Origin of the sequence: Kribbella sp. NBC_00709 (assembly GCF_036226565.1) — a bacterium.
Classification (GTDB): domain Bacteria; phylum Actinomycetota; class Actinomycetes; order Propionibacteriales; family Kribbellaceae; genus Kribbella.
Genome location: NZ_CP108996.1, coordinates 7,266,135 through 7,281,308, shown reverse-complemented (window position 1 = coordinate 7,281,308; position 15,174 = coordinate 7,266,135). Strand labels below are relative to the sequence as shown.

At 69.2% G+C, this 15,174-nt stretch carries 17 protein-coding genes; 9 read left to right on the top strand and 8 right to left on the bottom strand.

The genetic code is table 11. The annotated features are described in order from the left end of the window. Positions 1–71: 71 nt before the first annotated feature. The 3 genes from OHA18_RS35525 to OHA18_RS35515 are packed head-to-tail and all read left to right on the top strand — an operon-like array spanning position 72 to position 2,179. Positions 72–533 carry an Lrp/AsnC family transcriptional regulator gene (locus OHA18_RS35525; RefSeq protein WP_328999745.1) on the top strand — a complete coding sequence of 154 codons (462 nt, stop codon included), beginning with the start codon at positions 72–74 and terminating at the stop codon, positions 531–533. An 18-nt stretch (positions 534–551) separates the two neighbouring features. Further along, complete coding sequence (locus OHA18_RS35520; RefSeq protein ID WP_328999744.1) at positions 552–1,391, top strand: hypothetical protein; 840 nt, start codon at positions 552–554, stop codon at positions 1,389–1,391. Beyond that, positions 1,388–2,179, top strand: a complete 792-nt coding sequence (locus tag OHA18_RS35515) for an SDR family oxidoreductase (protein ID WP_328999743.1) — start codon at positions 1,388–1,390, stop codon at positions 2,177–2,179. The genes OHA18_RS35520 and OHA18_RS35515 overlap by 4 nt, the downstream gene beginning before the upstream one ends. Here OHA18_RS35515 and OHA18_RS35510 read toward each other — a convergent pair. Continuing rightward, entirely contained in the window at positions 2,168–2,617 is a 450-nt protein-coding gene (locus OHA18_RS35510; RefSeq protein WP_328999742.1) for a MarR family transcriptional regulator, read from the bottom strand. The genes OHA18_RS35515 and OHA18_RS35510 overlap by 12 nt on opposite strands. Before the next feature lie 68 nt (positions 2,618–2,685). Between OHA18_RS35510 and OHA18_RS35505 the strand changes: the two genes are divergently transcribed. Beyond that, on the top strand, positions 2,686–3,489 hold the full coding sequence (locus tag OHA18_RS35505; RefSeq protein WP_328999741.1) for an alpha/beta fold hydrolase: 804 nt from the start codon (positions 2,686–2,688) through the stop codon (positions 3,487–3,489). Here the strand turns inward: OHA18_RS35505 and OHA18_RS35500 are convergent. Both OHA18_RS35500 and OHA18_RS35495 read right to left on the bottom strand, forming a co-directional pair. Continuing rightward, a complete protein-coding gene (locus OHA18_RS35500) occupies positions 3,479–3,886 on the bottom strand; it encodes an OsmC family protein (protein WP_328999740.1) in 408 nt (135 codons plus the stop codon). The two genes, OHA18_RS35505 and OHA18_RS35500, sit on opposite strands and share 11 nt — an antisense overlap. Before the next feature lie 51 nt (positions 3,887–3,937). Further along, positions 3,938–4,588 (bottom strand): SDR family oxidoreductase, encoded by a 651-nt coding sequence (locus OHA18_RS35495; RefSeq protein WP_328999739.1) that lies wholly within the window; start codon positions 4,586–4,588, stop codon positions 3,938–3,940. Between the two features lie 17 nt (positions 4,589–4,605). Here OHA18_RS35495 and OHA18_RS35490 point away from each other — a divergent pair, with 17 nt between their 5' ends. After that, positions 4,606–5,388 (top strand): alpha/beta fold hydrolase, encoded by a 783-nt coding sequence (locus OHA18_RS35490; protein WP_328999738.1) that lies wholly within the window; start codon positions 4,606–4,608, stop codon positions 5,386–5,388. On the opposite strand, the gene OHA18_RS35485 is transcribed toward OHA18_RS35490, so the two are convergent. Then, positions 5,356–7,239 (bottom strand): acetate--CoA ligase, encoded by a 1,884-nt coding sequence (locus OHA18_RS35485; protein ID WP_328999737.1) that lies wholly within the window; start codon positions 7,237–7,239, stop codon positions 5,356–5,358. The two genes, OHA18_RS35490 and OHA18_RS35485, sit on opposite strands and share 33 nt — an antisense overlap. Positions 7,240–7,287: 48 nt before the next feature. On the opposite strand from OHA18_RS35485, the gene OHA18_RS35480 reads away from it, so the two are divergent. Further along, positions 7,288–8,208, top strand: a complete 921-nt coding sequence (locus OHA18_RS35480; protein WP_328999736.1) for a threonine/serine dehydratase — start codon at positions 7,288–7,290, stop codon at positions 8,206–8,208. Here the strand turns inward: OHA18_RS35480 and OHA18_RS35475 are convergent. Then, the gene (locus OHA18_RS35475) at positions 8,201–8,830 is read right to left on the bottom strand and encodes a rhomboid family intramembrane serine protease (protein WP_328999735.1); all 630 of its coding nucleotides are present in this window, start codon (positions 8,828–8,830) and stop codon (positions 8,201–8,203) included. The two genes, OHA18_RS35480 and OHA18_RS35475, sit on opposite strands and share 8 nt — an antisense overlap. 109 nt (positions 8,831–8,939) lie before the next feature. On the opposite strand from OHA18_RS35475, the gene OHA18_RS35470 reads away from it, so the two are divergent. Further along, entirely contained in the window at positions 8,940–10,139 is a 1,200-nt protein-coding gene (locus OHA18_RS35470) for a Cmx/CmrA family chloramphenicol efflux MFS transporter (RefSeq protein ID WP_328999734.1), read from the top strand. Here the strand turns inward: OHA18_RS35470 and OHA18_RS35465 are convergent. Then, entirely contained in the window at positions 10,081–11,496 is a 1,416-nt protein-coding gene (locus OHA18_RS35465) for an APC family permease (protein ID WP_328999733.1), read from the bottom strand. The genes OHA18_RS35470 and OHA18_RS35465 overlap by 59 nt on opposite strands. Before the next feature lie 115 nt (positions 11,497–11,611). Here OHA18_RS35465 and OHA18_RS35460 point away from each other — a divergent pair, with 115 nt between their 5' ends. Continuing rightward, the gene (locus tag OHA18_RS35460; RefSeq protein WP_329006190.1) at positions 11,612–12,565 is read left to right on the top strand and encodes a DUF389 domain-containing protein; all 954 of its coding nucleotides are present in this window, start codon (positions 11,612–11,614) and stop codon (positions 12,563–12,565) included. A 155-nt stretch (positions 12,566–12,720) separates the two neighbouring features. Then, entirely contained in the window at positions 12,721–13,668 is a 948-nt protein-coding gene (locus tag OHA18_RS35455; RefSeq protein WP_328999732.1) for a LuxR C-terminal-related transcriptional regulator, read from the top strand. Here OHA18_RS35455 and OHA18_RS35450 read toward each other — a convergent pair. Both OHA18_RS35450 and OHA18_RS35445 read right to left on the bottom strand, forming a co-directional pair. Then, positions 13,665–14,294 carry an HNH endonuclease family protein gene (locus OHA18_RS35450; protein ID WP_328999731.1) on the bottom strand — a complete coding sequence of 210 codons (630 nt, stop codon included), beginning with the start codon at positions 14,292–14,294 and terminating at the stop codon, positions 13,665–13,667. The genes OHA18_RS35455 and OHA18_RS35450 overlap by 4 nt on opposite strands. A 109-nt stretch (positions 14,295–14,403) precedes the next feature. After that, positions 14,404–15,165, bottom strand: a complete 762-nt coding sequence (locus OHA18_RS35445) for a YaaA family protein (protein WP_328999730.1) — start codon at positions 15,163–15,165, stop codon at positions 14,404–14,406. Between the last annotated feature and the right edge of the window lie 9 nt (positions 15,166–15,174).

Here is a 15,174-nt window from a genome sequence, read left to right as displayed (position 1 = left end):
TGGTCGGTTCTGAAGAGATTCCTCCCGGCGTACGCCGTCATGCACCGGGGAATCGCCGGTAGATTGGAGGTATGACCGAGACTCTCGATTCGACCGACTGGGCCATCCTCAGCGAGCTGCAGGAGGACGCGAGGATCTCGCTGACCGAGCTCGGCCGGCGGGTCAGTCTGAGCGCCTCGGCGACCACCGAGCGGGTGCGCCGCCTGGAGGCGATCGGTGTCGTCACCGGCTACCGCGCGGAGGTCGACCTGACCAAGGTGGGTTACCCGGTGCTGGCCGTCGTACGGCTCAAGTACCCGGGCAACAAGCACGAGCCGCTGCACCGGTTGCTGGCCGAGCGGCGCGAGATCCTCGAGTGCCTCCGGACCACCGGCGACGACTGCTACACGCTGAAGGTCGCGGCGGCGTCGATGCCGCACCTGGAGGAGCTCGTCAACGAGCTGACCGACTTCGGGAGTACGACGACCAACCTGGTCTACTCGCAGACCCAGCGGTACCGAGGACCGGAAAAGCCGGTGACCGAGCCCGCCTGAGAGTGAGAGCGTTGCCCGGTGCTGACCGTCCTGGGCATCGACGTCTCCCCCGACCTGCTCGAGCGATGGGTCGACTGGCTCGCACCCGACGAGCAGCCGTTCTTCCTCACGAAGAAGCAGGCAGCTGCCTGGAGGCTCGACACCGACGACCGCGAGCCGACACGGCAGGATCGTGACACCTACCGGATCTACAACGTCGACGGCCAGGCTGCGCGGACCGCTTGGCTGAGCGAGGCGGCGTACGGCGATCTGCCGAGGGCGACCCGGGCCGCGTTGGTGCGGGCGCAGGTGAACTATGACCGTGGCGCGGTCCCGACGGTCCGGAAGTGGGCGGCCGTCGTCGGGCCGGAGGTCAGGCAGCAGGCTGACGGGCACCGGTTCGTCTGGTGGAAGTCGCTCCTGACCGATCCGACGACGGTGCTGCCGGAGATCGTCAGTAAGGACCTCGGACCGAGTCGGCACGCCGAGGTTCGCAGTTGGCCGAAACACCTGCCGCGGGTCCGTGAGCTGGCCGGCACCTTCCCGGGCGGCAGTGGCCCGAACTGCTTCGGGACGGTGATGGCCGCCTGCGGAGTCGAGGACGCGGAGAACGTGTGGATGCTGCGCGAACCGTTCGAGGCGTGGCTCGCGAACCACACCGAGCGCGGCGGACGGGACGACGTACCGGGCACTGTGTTCGTCTGGCGCGACGCTGCGTCGCTGGTCCAGCACGCCGCGCTGACCATCGGCGACGGCTGGATGTTGCACAAGCCGTCGCAGTCCTGGATGACGCCGCGGAAGATCCGGACGGTCACGGAGGTGAAGCGCGCCACGCGGACTGCCGGCTGGCGGCTCGAACGTCATACAGTGATGGGGTGAGGTTGCTCGTCACTGGGGCCACTGGTCTCCTGGGGCGTGAACTCCTGCGCGTCGCCGAGAAGCAAGCGATTGAGCACGAGGTCGTACCGGCGTACCACTCGCAGCGTGTGCCGGGCGGGGTTCAGCTCGATGTACGGCGGCGGGACCAGGTGCGGGACGTGATCCGCAGCGTGCGGCCGGACGCCATCATCCACACCGCCTACAAGCAGGACGACTGGGCGACTACCGCGATCGGCGCCGTCAACGTCGCGCTGGCTGCGGATGCCGCGCGGCTGGTGTTCGTCTCGAGCGATGCGGTCTTCGGTCCACGGAAGACGGCGTACGACGAGCGTGAGCGGCCTGGTCCGGTCACGCCGTACGGCGCGGCGAAGGCGGCCGCGGAGACGGCGATCCACGCGATCACCCCGGGGGCCGTCATCGCCCGGACGTCGATCATCGTCGGCTCGGACGGCCAGTCGGAAGAGGAACAACGCGTACGACGGTTGGCGGCCGGCGAGCCTGGTGCGTTCTACACCGGCAACATCCGCTGTCCCGTCCACGTCGCCGACCTGGCGTCGGCGCTGCTCGAGCTGCTCACGTCCGATGTCAGCGGGATCGCACACGTTGCCGGCCCGGAGGCCCTCAGCCGCCACGAACTCGGCTGCCTCATCGCCGTCCGCGACGGTCTGAACCCGGACGCGCTCCCGTCCGTCCCGGGCGAACCGTCGGACATCCAGCTGGACAGCCGCCGTACGCAGTCCGTCCTGAAGACACGTGTTCGAGCGGCCAGCGAGTTCCTAGCCCGCTGAACGGTTGGGCAGGAGGGCGTGCGCGAGTTGCTCGAGCGCGCGCGAGACCTCGGCGACCCGGGCTGGGTCGTCGGTGCCCAGGGCTTCGGCCAGTGCGGGTTCGATGGTGGCTGCGCGGACCTGGGCCAGCCGGTCGGAGATGCCGGGCGCCTGGCTGACCAGGGCTCGCCGGCGATCGGTGGGGTCGGTGGTGGTGATGACCGACCCGGCCTCCTTCAGCCGGGCGATCGCGGTCGAGACCTGGCTTTGCGGCAGGCCGGTCCGGGCGGCGATCTGCCCCACAGCGCTCTCCGGGTGCTCGGCGACGTCGCTGGCGACGATCAGCACCATCCGCGCGCTGCCGGCGTACTTCGCGGCGCCGCCCGGCGGCTCCGGTAGCGCGTCCTCGCCGATCTTCATCAGCGCCCGCCCGAGCAGGAAAAGATCCACACCGTTCACAGCCCGGAATCTACATCAACTCAGATACATCTTGATAGATGTATCGAGTCAGATGTAATCTCCGAGCCATGACTATCCTCGAGGTTCCCGGCGCAGCTCTGCACTACCAATTGGCCGGTGCCGGGCCGCTGCTGCTGATCTCGCAGAGCGGCGAAGGCGACGCCGACCGAACCATCGATCTGGCCGGCCACCTCACCGACGAGTACACCGTGCTCACCTACGACCGCCGCGGGCTGTCCCGCAGCCGACTCGATCACGCGGCCGACGGCGCCACGATCGCGGACCACGCGGACGACGTACACCGTCTGCTCGCGCACCTCACCGACGAACCTGTGGCGATGCTCGGCTGCAGCCTCGGCGCCGTCATCGGCCTGCATGTCGCTGCCGACCACCCGGGCCAGCTCCACACCCTGGTCGCCCACGAGCCGATTGCGCCATGGCTCCTCCCCGAGCCGAAGCCGAAACTCCACCGCGACGAGCTCGCCGAACTCCGCGATCGCTACCTGGCCGACGGCTTGCAGGCGACCATCCCGCAGATCGTCCGCTCCCTCGGCATCGATCCGGCGAACGGCGAGCCGCATCGCACCGACTTCCCGATGGACGCCAACCGGATCGCGAACTTCGACTACTTCATCCGGCACGACTTCGTCGCCGCCGCGGACGACCTCGAGGCCGACCTGACGACCGTCAGCGCACGGATCGTTCCGGCAGCGGGTACGACGACGCCGCGCACCGTCTTCGACTACCAGTGCGCCGAGGCACTGGCAGTGCTGCTCGACCAGAAGCTAGAGCTGTTCCCGGGCGGTCACAACGGCAACCTGAGCCACCCGAAGGCGTACGCGGAGCGCCTCCGCGAGGTCCTCAGTCGTTGACGGTCGTGGTGACCGGGGTACCGAGCTCAACGGTCCGGCTGACTGTGCAGAGCCGGTCGTGCGACATCTTCACCGCCCGCGGCAGCGCCTCACGCGCCTTGTCGCCGTCCTCACCCTCGGGGAAGTGCACGATGAACTCGACCGCGAGGTTCTCCATCTTGTTGCCCTCTTCGGCGTCGCGGACCTTGTCCCCGCGGACGACCGCGCTGAACTCGGTCGGCTCGGCGCGGCGGCTCACGACGATGTCGACGTCGATCGCCGAGCAGGTGCCGATCGCGGCCAGCAGCAGCTCGACCGGGGTGAAGTCGGTGTCCGCGCCGCCCGAACCCACCCGGATGCTGCCCCCGCGCGCGTTGCGTACCTCGTAGCTGCTGTTCGCCACGCGCTCGAAAGTCACCTGGCGGAGTGTGTCTGCCATATCCGTCACATTCTGTTGCTTGTGGCAACGTCAGAGGGAGTTGAGTGCCTCGTCCACCGGGGTGTCGCCGGCGATGAGCTCCAGGGTCCGGCCGATCGAGGCCGGGGTGTCGCAGAGGCCGGCCAGCACCAGCGCGACGTCGTCGCGGGTGATCCGGCCGTTGCCGGTCTTGTCGGCCAGATACACCTTGCCGGTGCCGGGGTCGTCGGTCAGCCCGCCCGGCCGCAGGACCGTCCAGTCCAGGTCCCGGGCCCGCAGGTCCTCCTCGGCCGCCCACTTGGCCTTGAGGTAGATGGTGAAGGTCGCGTCATCGGTCAGCGACTCGGCCCGGTCCGCGCCCATCGAGCCGACCTGGAGGTGACGCCGCACGCCGGCCTGCTCCGCGGCGTCCGCGAACAGGGCGGCCGCGCCGCGGTCGACGGTGTCCTTGCGCGCGTTCCCACTGCCCGGCCCGGCGCCGGCCGCGAAGATCGCGACGTCCGCACCGGCCAGGACCTCGGCGACCGCGCTCGCATCGGCCTCCTCGAGGTCGAGTACGGCGGCCTGCCCGCCGGCCGCCGCGATGTCGGCCTCGTGGTCCGGGTTGCGCACCAGCCCGACCACCTCGTGACCGTCAGCGCTCAGCAGCCTGGTCAGCCGCAACGCGATCTGTCCGTGTCCACCCGCAATCACGACTCGCATACCCGCAGACTATCTCTGTGCCATACGCAGCAGCCATTGACGGGACGCGGATCGCCTACCAGGTTCGGGGCGTCGGGCAACCACTTGTTCTCCTTGCCGGTCAGTCCAACAACCACACGTGGTGGGATCCGATCCGGGCGGATTTCGAAGCGCAGTACCGGACGATCACCCTGGACTGGCGCGGTACGGGCGACAGCGACAAGCCGGACGAGGTGTACAGCACGGCCGGGTTCGCGGACGACGTGGTCGCAGTGCTGGACGACCTCGGGCTGGACAGCGCGCACGTCTACGGGACGTCGATGGGCGGGCGGGTCGCGCAGTGGCTGGCGATCAATCATCCCGAGCGTGTCGACGCGCTCGTCCTGGGCTGTACCTCACCCGGCGCGGCGCACGGGTACGAGCGCAGCCAGGAGATCCGCAAGGCGCTGGCGGATCCGGCGCGGACCGACCGCGTGCTGCTCGAGCTGATGTACACGCCGGAGTGGCTCGCTCTGAATCCCGGCCCGTACTACGTGCTCGGTGACGCGAGCATGCCGTCGTACGCCAAAGGCCGGCATCTGGTTGCCAGCAACAGGCACGACGCGTGGGACGGCCTGCCGAGTATCAGCGCGCCGACACTCGTCCTGCACGGCTCCGACGACATCTTCAGTCCGGCCGCCAACGCGGAACTGCTCGCCGGCCGCATTCCCGGGGCGCGTGCCGAGCTGATCGCGGGCGCTCGGCACGCCTACTTCCACGAGTTCCGGTCGGTCGCGAGCCCGGCGGTCCTAGCCTTCCTGAGCGCGCAGCACCGGGCGTAGGGCGTCCAGTACGGCGGGATCCTCGATCGTCGACGGCACCGGCTCGTCCCGCCCGTCCGCGATCCCGCGCATCGTCCGGCGCAGGATCTTGCCCGACCGGGTCTTCGGCAGCGCGTCCACGATCGAGACGTCCCGGAACGCCGCCACCGGCCCGATCTCCCGCCGCACCGCGGCCACCAGCTCGTCCCGCAGCGTCTCCTCGGTCACCGACGCGCCGGCCTTCAGTACGACGAGCGCCCGCGGCAGCTGACCCTTCAACGGATCGTGCACCCCGATCACCGCGCACTCCGCGACGGCCGCGTTGGCCGCGACGACCGCCTCGATCGAGCCGGTCGACAACCGGTGCCCGGCCACATTGATCACGTCGTCGGTACGGCCCATCACGAAGATGTACCCGTCGTCGTCGATGAACCCGCCGTCGCCGGTCAGGTAGTAGCCGTCGTACTGCTTGAGGTAGCTGTCGATGTAGCGCTGATCGTCACCCCACAGGGTTGGCAACGCGCCTGGCGGCAGCGGCAGCTTGATCGCGATCGCGCCTTCCTCGTGCGGCAGCAGTTCCTTGCCGTACGCATCGAGGATCTGCACGTTCCATCCCGGCATCGGCACGGTCGCCGAGCCTGGCTTGGTCGGCAGTGGCTCGAGCCCGCGCGGGTTGGCCGCGATCGACCAGCCCGTCTCGGTCTGCCACCAGTGGTCCACCACCGGTACGCCCAGATGCTCGTGCGCCCAGTGGTACGTCTCCGGATCGAGCCGCTCCCCCGCCAGGAACAACGTCCCGAACGTGTCCATCGGGTACTTCGCCAGCTCGGCCGCCTCCGGGTCGACCTTCTTGATCGCGCGGATCGCGGTCGGCGCCGTGAACAGCGCCTTCACGCCGTGCTCGGAGATCACCCGCCAGAACGCGCCCGCATCCGGCGTCCCGACCGGCTTGCCCTCGTACAGCACCGTGGTCGCGCCGACCAGGAGCGGCGCGTAGACGATGTACGAGTGGCCGACCACCCAGCCGACATCGGATGCGGTCCACCACACGTCGCCGGGTCCGATGTCGTAGACGTTGCGCATCGTCCACGCGAGCGCGACGGCATGACCCCCGTTGTCGCGGACGACGCCCTTCGGCTTTCCCGTCGTACCGGAGGTGTAGAGGATGTAGAGCGGGTCGGTCGCGGCGACCTGCACCGGATCGGCCGGCTCGGCCTTCGCCGTCAGCTCGGTCCAGTCGAGATCGGTTGAGCCCAGGTGGGCCTCCGCCTGCTCACGCTGAAGGACGATGGTGTGCTCGGGCTGGTGCTGGGCGATCGTCAGCGCCTCGTCGATGATCGGCTTGTACTCGACCACCCGCGTCGGCTCGATCCCGCACGACGCGGCCACGACCACCTTCGGTGTCGCGTCGTCGATCCGGGCGGCGAGCTCACGCGGCGCGAAGCCGCCGAAGACGACCGAATGGATCGCGCCGAGCCGGGCGCACGCCAGCATTGCCACGACGGCCTCCGGGACCATCGGCATATAGACGATGACGCGATCGCCCTTGCCGACGCCGAGCGAGGCCAGCGCGCCCGCGAAGGTCGCCACCAAGTCCCGCAGCTGGGCGTAGGTGTAGGTCCGGCCCTGCCCGGTGACCGGCGAGTCGTAGATCAGGGCGGTCCGATCGCCGTCACCTGCCTCGACGTGCCGGTCCAGGGCGTTGTACGACGTGTTCAGCACGCCGTCGGGGTACCAGCGGTAGATCGGCGCCTCGGTGGCGTCGAGCGCCCGGGTCGGTGGACTCGTCCAGGAGATCGCCTCGGCCGCCTCCAGCCAGAACCCGTGCGGGTCGTCCAGGCTCCGCCGGTAGCTCTCGTCGTACGCGCCCATTCCGGGCCTCCCGTCCGTCGGCTGTCTCCATCGTGGCAGGGTTGGATCATGACGGTAAGCCTCGAGGACGTGCGGCAAGCAGCAGAGCGGATCCAGGGACGGGTACGTCGTACTCCGGTGATCGAGGCCGGGCCCGGCCTCACGTTCAAGCTCGAACTGCTCCAGCACACCGGCTCGTTCAAGCCGCGCGGCGTATTCAACCGGCTGCTCGGGGCCAAGGACAGCGGCGAACTGACCGGTCAGGGCATCGTCGCCGCGTCAGGCGGGAACCACGGGCTCGCGGCGGCGTACGTGGCTCGCGAGCTCGGCGTACCGGCGCGCATCTACGTCCCGGAGACGACACCGGCCGCGAAGCTCGGCAAGCTGCGGACGCTCGACGCGGACGTCGTACAGGTCGGGAGCGAGTACGCCGAGGCGTACCAGGCGGCGCTCGCGGCGCAGGACAAGTCGGGCGCACTGCTGGTCCACGCCTACGACCAGCCGGAGGTCGTCGCCGGGCAGGGCACGGTCGGCCTGGAGATCCTGGAGCAGGCCGGCAGGTTCGACACGGTCCTGGTCGCCGTCGGTGGCGGCGGCCTGATCGCCGGCATCGCGACCGCGCTCGGCGACAACGCGCAGGTCGTCGGTGTGGAGCCGGTTCTGGCGTCCACCATGCACCGCGCCCTCGAGGCGGGCACCCCAACCGATGGAACCGTCGCCGGTATCGCGGCGGACTCGCTCGGAGCGCGCCGGCTCGGCGACCTTGCCTTCGCCGCGGTCCAGGCCCATCACGTGCAGTCCGTCCTGGTCGAAGACGATTCGATCGTTGCCGCTCGCAAGAAGCTGTGGCACGACCATCACCTGGCGACCGAGCACGGCGGCGCAACGGCGTACGCGGCCCTGCTCTCGGGGGCTTACAAGCCGGCGGCCGGCGAGCGGGTCGTCGTGGTCGTCTGTGGATCGAACACGGATCCGGGCACACTCATTTAGCGCGTTGCCTGGCGCCTTGCTTGGCGCCTGGCTTGTCGTCGGCCAGGACCCAGGCCGCGAGCACGCCGGCGATGCCGCCGAACAGATGCCCCTGCCAGGAGATCCCGTCCTGCGGCAGCAGGCCACCGAGCAGGGCGCTGCCCCACACCATGATCACCACGATCCCGACCAGCACCTGACCGAGCCGCCGGTTGAACAGCCCTCGCACGATCAGGTACGACGCGTAGCCGAAGACCAGACCGCTCGCTCCGATCGTGATCGTGTTCGGCGGTGAGATCAGCCAGGTCCCGAAGCCGCCGATCACCACCACGATCGCGGTCACCGCGAACAACCGGGCCGCGCCGCTGATCGCGATGATCGCGCCGAGCGTCACCAGCGGCAGCGTGTTCGAGATCAGATGGCCGAACCCGAGGTGCAGGAACGGCGCGGTCAGGATGCCGATCAGGCCGCGCGGCTCACGGGAGATGATCCCGTACTGGTCGAGCGATCCGTTGGTCGCCGCGTCGATGACCTCGCTCAGCCACATCAGCCCGACCAGGACGGCGAGCAGCTTCAACCCACTGCCGATCCTGGCGGTGTCCACACTCCGTCCGGAGCGCTTCGCCGGAGTCTGCGAGCTCATGTCTCAACCATGCCGCATTCGCTCAAATCTCAGCCCGTGACAGGCGCGGCGACAGCGCACAGTGATCTCTGAGATACTCCGAGTGGCACTCGTCGAGTGAGGGGGAACGATGCCGATAGCTGTCTATGTCCTGGGACTGAGCATCTTCGCGCAGGGCACGTCCGAGCTCATGCTGGCCGGCCTGCTGCCGGAGCTCTCCACGGATCTGCACGTCTCGATCCCCCAGGCCGGACTGCTGATCTCCGCCTTCGCGCTCGGCATGCTCGTCGGCGCACCGGTTCTCGCCGTCGTCACTCTCACGTGGTCCCGGCGTACGGCGGGTCTCGTCTTCCTGGCGATCTTCGCGCTCACCCATGTCGTAGGCGCATTGACGTCGAGCTACGCCGTGCTGCTCGCCACCCGGATCGTCGGCGCCTTCGTCTACTCCGGGTTCTGGTCGATCGCCGCCGTGACCGTGGTCGCCCTTGTACCGGCGAACAGTCGCGCGCGGGCGATGAGCATCGTCACCGGCGGCCTCACGATCGCGACCATCGTCGGCCTCCCGCTCGGAACGGTCCTGGGCCAGCACTTCGGCTGGCAGTCGGCGTTCTGGACCGTGGCCGGGATGTGCGTGCTCGCGATGGCGGGCGTCTTCGCCACCCTGCCGGCCGACCGGCCCGACCCAGCGAGCGCGCCGCGGCTCGCCGACGAGCTCCGGGTGCTCCGCAACGCGCGGCTCTGGCTCGCGTTCGGCACGACGGTCCTGGTGACCGCCACGATCCTCGTCGTCTTCAGCTATCTTGCCCCGCTCCTGATCCAGACCACAGGCCTGCCATCCGGAGCCCTTCCCGGCGTACTCGCCCTCTACGGTCTTGGCTCGTTCATCGGGATCACCCTCGGCGGCCGGTTCGCCGACGCGCTCCCGTTCCACACCTTGTTCATCAGCATCACCGGGCTGATCGTCCTGTCCGGCGCACTGGCGGTCACCGCGTCCGTCCCGGCGGTGGCGATCGGCGTGGTCGCGTTGCTCGGCGGCTTCGGTTTCGCCGCGAACCCTGCTCTGAACGCCCGCGTGTTCAGCCTGGCCGGCGATGCACCGAGGCTCGCGACCGCGACGAACTTCTCCGCGTTCAACGTCGGCATCACGCTCGGACCGTGGCTCGGCGGCCTGGCGATCGACGCCGGTGCGGGCTACCCCGCACTCGGCTGGATCGCCGTCGCCACCGGCGCCGCGGCCCTCGCGACCGTACTGTTCGCCGCGCTCGTCCCGGTCAGTTCACCGGACCTTGCGGATCGAGATGCGACGGATCGAAGTCGGCGTGCCGCTTGAACACGTACTTGTTCAGCAGCCAGGTGAGCGCCCACAACCCGACGCCGACCAGCATCAGCCAGCCGGCGATCTTGTAGTCGGCCGACGCCCGCCCGGACAGCGGGCTGGCCAGGTACACGCACAGGACGACGCCGAGCACCGGCAGCGCGGTCGGCGCGTTGAAGTGCTTGTGCTCGACCTTGTCCCGCCGCAGCACCAGCACCGCCACGTTCACGATCGCGAACACACACAGCAGCAGGAACGCCGTCGTACCGCCGAGCGCCGCCAGGTCGGCGTACCCGATCAGGACGAACGCGAGCAGCGTGGTGAACAGGATCGCGATATACGGCGTACGCCGCTTGCGGAGCACCCGGCCGAGCGGACCCGGCAGGACCTGCTCGTGCGACATCCCGTACAGCAGACGGCTGGCCATCAGCATGTTGATCAGTGCGGAGTTCGCGACCGCGAACATCGTGATCCAGGCGAACAGCTCGAGCGGGAAGCCCGGCGCACCGGCCTGGACGACCTTGAGCAACGGCGTCGCGCCCTTGTTGAGGTCATCGGGAGAGACCAGCGTGACCGCGGAGATCGCGACCAGCACGTAGATGACGCCAGTGATGCTCAGGCCGATCAACATGATCTTCGGGAAGATCTTGACCGGGTCCTTGGTCTCCTCGGCCATGTTCACCGAGTCCTCGAACCCGACCATCGCGAAGAACGCCAGCGCGGTCGCCGCCGTCACGGCGCTGAACGGCGACTCACCGTCGGGTACGTGGAAGTCGGTCAGCCGGGAAGGATCGCCGTCGCCGCCGATCAGCGCCCACGCACCGATCCCGATGACGATCAGCAGACCACTCAGCTCGACGCAGGTGAGCACGACGTTCGCCTTCACGCTCTCGCCGACACCCCGCAGGTTCACCAGCGCGATCAGCGTCATGAAGACGAGCGCGGTGATCATCAGCACCGAGCCGCGGTCGGGGTCGATGTGCGCGGCGGAGAAGAAGTTCGCCGCGAACGCCTTCGACGCGCTCGATGCCGACGTCAGGCCGGAGCACATCACCGCGAACGTGAGCAGGAAGGTGAGGAAGTGGATCCCGAACGCCTTGTGCGTGTAGACCGCGGCGCCGCCGGCCTTCGGGTACTTCGTGACGAGCTCGAGGTAACTGGTCGCGGTCAGCATCGCGACGACGAACGCGCACAGGAACGGCAGCCAGACCGCTCCGCCGACCTCTCCGGCCACCTTGCCGGTCAGCGCGTACACGCCGGTGCCGAGGATGTCGCCGACGACGAACAGGAGCAGAAGTCCGGGTCCCATCACCCGCTTCAGTTCCGGGCGCTCCCCTGTGCTCGGTGCGGCGGCGGCAGAATTCTCACTCATCGTGCCTCCCTCACATCAGTGCGTCACACCATGATCGCAGCTGAGAGGCAACTGAGAAGGGCGGGCGCGCGTTGAGTCAGCGATCAGCCGGCGGCCTGAGAGCATGTGGGCCGTGATGCACCTTCGTCTGATCGTTCCCCCGGACCGCAGCGAGCAGATTCTGGACACGCTCGTCGCCGATCCGCGGGTGACCAGCATCGTGCGGCTGCCCGGCGCCGCCCATCGGCCCGAGGGCGATGTGATCGAGTGCGACGTGACCCGCGAGGCCACCTCGGACATCCTGGCGTTTCTGAAAACCGAGGGCCTGTACGACGACGGCGCGGTCGCGCTGACCTCGGTCGACTCGGCGCCGTCGCGCAATGCCCACGCGGCGGAGAAGGCCGCGCCGGGCGCACCCGACGACGCGGTCATCTGGGACGCCGTCGTCGACCAGGCCTACAACGAGGCCGGCGGCTCGTGGGTGTACTACGCGTTCCTGACCCTCGCGACGATGATCGCCTCGGTTGCCGTGGTCACCGACTCGGCGATCCTGGTGGTCGGTGCCATGGTGGTCGGCCCGGAGTTCGGCGTGGTCGCCGCGCTCGCAGTGGGCCTGTTCCTCCGCAAGGGCGGGTTGACCCGGCGGTCGGCGTCCTTGCTGGTGAAGGGCTTCGTGCTGGCGATCGCGCTGACCGTGGTCGCTGCGCTGCTCGCCCGGGCCGTCGGCTGGGTCGACGCCGGTGACGTGACGGCGGCGCGGCCGCTGACCGGCTTCATCTGGCGGCCGGATCGGTGGTCGGCGGTGGTCGCCGTACTCGCGGGGTGCGCCGGGGTGCTGTCGCAGACGGCAGGGCGCGGCAATGCGCTGGTCGGCGTGTTCATCTCGGTCACGACGGTCCCGGCCGCGGGCGACCTGGCGTTGTCGATCGCGCTCTGGGCTCCGCATCAGATCGGCGGGTCCGCAGCCCAGCTCGGCATCAACCTCGCCGGGATGACCGTTGCCGGTGTGGTGACGCTGATGCTGCAGCGGCTGATCTGGCGCAGCTATCTGCGGGTCAAGAGGAGGGCGGGCGCGCGCGTTGAGGCTTGACCGGACGTCCCCTGTCCGATCCGCGCGCGCCCAGCACGTCAGGCATACCCCACCGCGGGGGTTTCCGCACCTGACCAGGGGCTGACGGATCCCGGACATGTCGCGAAGTCGCCAAACCGGTCGAGACGGTCCATTGGACGAGATAGCCTGATCGGATGCTGGAGTCGGTAGGGGTGGAGCCGCCTGATGAGGAGGCGTACCGGGCGCTGTTGTCGACCCCCGGTTGCGACGTCCGCGCGCTGGCCGCGGAGCTCGGCCGCGACGAGCAGGACCTCACCGCGACGGTCGGCCGGCTCGAGAAGCTCGGTCTGCTGAGCACCACCGCCGACGATCCGGTGCGGCTGCTGCCGACCCGGCCCGATGTCGCGGTCGACGCGTTGGTCGCCGTACGCCGGGCCGAGCTCGACCGCGTCCGCGCCGAGGCGAGGGTCATGCTGACCGAGCTCCGCGCCCAGGAGCAGCACCGGCCAGAGAACCTGGTCGAGGTGATCGTCGGTCAGGAAGCGATCGCCGCCCGCTTCTCCCAGCTGCTCAACGGCACGCGGACCCAGCTGCTCGTGCTGGACCGGCCGCCGTACGCATCGCGGCCCGGCGACTCCGACCCCAAGGTGCGCGGGCTCCTCGGTGACGGAGTAGTTGTCCACGGCATCTACTCCCCCGACTCCCTGGACATTCCGGGCGGCGTCGACGAGGCGTACAGCGCGGCCGATGCCGGCGAGACCTCCCGGGTGCATCCGCAGGTGCCGATGAAGCTGGCCGTGTTCGACGGGAAGATCGCTCTGCTCCCGCTGGCGGTAGACCAGTTGGTCGACAGCGCGCTCGTCGTACATCCGTGTGCGCTGCTCGACGCGTTGATCGAGATGTTCTGGCTGCTGTGGGACCAGGCGGTGCCGGTGGTCCCGTCGGCCAAGGCCGACCCGACCGACGCGCGTCTGATGACGCTGCTGGCCGCGGGGTTCAAGGACGACGCGATCGCGCGGCAACTCGCGTTGAGCAGCCGGACCGTGGGCCGGCGCGTGGCCGAGCTGATGGAGACGCTGGGCGCGCGGACCCGGTTCCAGGCCGGGATTCACGCCCAGCGCCGCCATCTGCTGGAGGATTAGCAGGTCGCGAGCATCTGCTGCAGGGCGGTCTTCTCGGCCGACTGCAGCGAGAGGCCGTAGGTGTACTTCACCCAGATCCACTCGCGCGCGTAGATGCAGTGCACCGACGCGTTCGGCGGCTGCCACTCGGACGGATCCTGGTCACCCTTCGACCGGTTGCTCGACGCCGACACGGCGATCAGCTGCGCAATGGTGAGGTTGTTGGCGAACTCCTGACGGCGTGCGGTCGTCCAGGTGTTCGCTCCGGACTTCCACGCCTCGGCAAGCGGCACGATGTGGTCGATGTCCACACCGGACGACGTTTCCACGTAGGTGGCGTCGTACACGCTGTACCAGCGGCCGGCTGTCGGCTTGCAGCTGCTGTCGACGGTGACTCCGGTCCCGTCGCGCTTCAGTACTTCCTCACGGGTGTCACAGCTGCCGGACTGGGTGATCCAGTGCGGGAAGAGATCCCGGCTGTACCCGCTCGTCGAGCCTTCCGTCTTCACGGTCAGACTCGCCAGCTGGGTGGCCGCCGTGCTGGCCGACGGCGGGGTCGGTGGGTACGCCAGCGCCGGTCCGGCACTGAGACTCCAGGCTGCCGCCGCGGCTAGTGCGGTGACGGCAGCAGTGATCGAACGTCGCATCGGTCAGGCCTCCGAGGGTTAGGGCGGATCCCCCCTGACGTTGCTGCCCTTCAGCCTTCCCCGATCACGCGCTGCAGGAAACCACTCACCAGTTACAGTCCAGTGAACGTCAGTCGTGTTCGACCACGGTCAGCGTCCAGCCCGACGATGCGCGGTCCAGTTCGGCGTTCCAGCGTTCGGCGATCAGCTTGTGCAGCGACTTCGGCGTACCCGGGTCCTTGCCGGACTCGAGCAGGTGCCGGGCGACCAGACCGCGCGTGTGCTTGGCCATGTGGGAGACGACCGTTCGGACGCCGTCGCGTTCGCGGACGACGTTCACCGACACCCACTTGTCCGCCTGGTCGCCGGTCGGCCGCCACGCCGCGACGTACGTCGACGAGCGGCAGTCCACCATGACGCCGTCCACGTCGGCCAGCGCAGCCGTCAGAGCATCGCGCCACACCGAGGCCAGCGGTCCGTGGCCCGGCAGCGTCGTACCCATCGAGAGCCGGTACGGCGGGACGCGGTCGGCCGGCCGCAGTGCGCCCCAGGCGGCCGAGATCACCAGCAGGCGATTGGCCGCGCGGCGCTTGCTGCCCGCGGACAGGGTCGAGTAGCCGAGGGCGTCGTACAGGACGCCGGAGTACAGCTCGGACACGGGCACCGACGGCTCGGTGCGCCAGCGGGTGTTGCGGTCGACCTCGTGCTGCAGCGATGCGCCGACATCCAGTACGTCGAACGCGTCGGCCGAGGCGGAGACCTTCGCGAGCGTCTCGAGCACCTGCTCGCGGACCGGGTTCAGCTCCGGGAACGACAGCGTCGAGAAGTCGACGGCACGCCCCCGAGACCGCCCGGTCTTACCTTCGGACGGCGGCAGGAGGATCAAGGTCATGGGGCCTCC